This is a genomic window from Nocardiopsis sp. MG754419 (assembly GCF_018207095.1).
Lineage (GTDB): Bacteria > Actinomycetota > Actinomycetes > Streptosporangiales > Streptosporangiaceae > Nocardiopsis.
The window spans coordinates 1-1,416 of record NZ_QOCZ01000300.1 but is presented as its reverse complement, the minus strand read 5'-3'; the positions used below and the strand labels follow the sequence as shown (position 1 = coordinate 1,416).

2 protein-coding genes and 1 tRNA gene are annotated in these 1,416 nt (G+C 68.4%); all 3 read right to left on the bottom strand.

The window, feature by feature from the left end; all coding sequences use genetic code 11:
* Positions 1 to 109: 109 nt before the first annotated feature.
* Positions 110 to 185: transfer RNA gene (locus DSY14_RS27765), tRNA-His, on the bottom strand.
* A gap of 67 nt (positions 186 to 252) precedes the next feature.
* Complete coding sequence (gene orn / locus DSY14_RS27760; protein ID WP_211719558.1) at positions 253 to 903, bottom strand: oligoribonuclease; 651 nt, start codon at positions 901 to 903, stop codon at positions 253 to 255.
* A gap of 90 nt (positions 904 to 993) precedes the next feature.
* On the bottom strand, positions 994 to 1,416 hold a 423-nt coding region (locus DSY14_RS27755; protein ID WP_249188578.1), incomplete at its 5' end, for a hypothetical protein.

The window sequence follows — 1,416 nt, the reverse complement described above, 5'->3', positions numbered from 1 at the left end:
ACACTCATTGGCCCGGGTTGTGGGCGCCCCGTGCACCCTCCGGTGCACCCCCGGCAACGCAAAAGCCCCTGACCGTTGCGCGTTTCCACTGGTCAGGGGCTTGAGCCTCTGGGGTGAGTGACGGGACTTGAACCCGCGACTTCTTGGACCACAACCAAGTGCTCTACCGGCTGAGCTACACCCACCATGTCCGCGGGGCCTTGCGGCCCTGCGTACGTATGAAATCTTAGCGGACTCCGGGGAGTGCTTCGATCAGTTTTCGGGGTCGGTCTGGGAGAGAGCCGCGTCACGTGCCTTCATGCCGGTGCCGCCCTCGACGGTCTCGGCGGCGATGGCGCGCGCGGTGGAGGAGTCCGGACCGGGTTCGGCGACGAACGCGGCGGCGCGGAAGTAGCGCAGTTCGCGGATGCTCTCGGTGATGTCGGCCAGCGCCCGGTGGCCGCCCTTCTTGTCGGGGCTCGCGTAGTAGACGCGCGGGTACCAGCGGCGCAGCAGCTCCTTGATGGAGGACACGTCGACCATGCGGTAGTGCAGGTACTGGTCGATCTGCTTCATGTCGCGCGCCAGGAAGGTGCGGTCGGTGGCGATGGAGTTGCCGCACAGGGGAGCCTTGCCTGGCTCGGTCACGTAGCGGCGGATGTGCTCCAGGACGAGCTCCTCGGCCTCCTTGAGGCTCACACCGTTCTCGAGTTCGTCGAGCAGACCCGACGTGGTGTGCATGTCCCGGACGAAGTCGCCCATCCGGTCCAGGGCCGGCTGCGGGGGCTTGATCACGACGTCGACACCCTCGTCGAGGATGTTGAGTTCGCTGTCCGTGATCAGACAGGCCACCTCGATCAACGCGTCGTTCTCGAAGTCGAGGCCCGTCATCTCGCAGTCGATCCACACCAAGCTGTCGTTCATACCGGTCAGCTTAGGGCTTCATGATCGTGCGCCGCACGGCGAACGGGGCGGTGGGCCCGGTGGCCCACCGCCCCGTCGGTTCCCGTCCGATCAGTAGAGGACGAACGGGTCGGGCTGTCCCTGCGGGTTACCGAGGTCGAAGACGTCGTACATCCAGTCCCACACGTCCGCCACTTGCAGATACATCAGGAAGCCGAAGAGAACGACGAGCAGCACGAACACGAGGCAGCCGCATCCGCAGCAGCCCCGCTTCTTCTTGGGCGGCGGGGGCGGGCCGTACGGCTGACCCTGCGGACCCCACTGGGGGCCGCCCTGCGGAGGACCGCCCATGGGGCCGTGGCCGGGGCGTCCCGGACCTCCGGGGGCGCCGCCCATGGGCGGCTGTCCCGGAGGCGGCCCGAAGCCCTGATGGGGGTGGCCGGGAGGCGTCCCCGGGGGCATACCGCCCATCGGCGGGCCCCCGTGCGGCGGTCCGTACTGCTGCCGGGGCGGAGCCCCGTACTGGTGCTGGGG

Excerpts from the sequence above, each read along its gene's own strand:
- orn (WP_211719558.1), bottom strand. The coding sequence starts at position 903 with ATGAACGACAGCTTGGTGTGGATCGACTGCGAGATGACGGGCCTCGAC.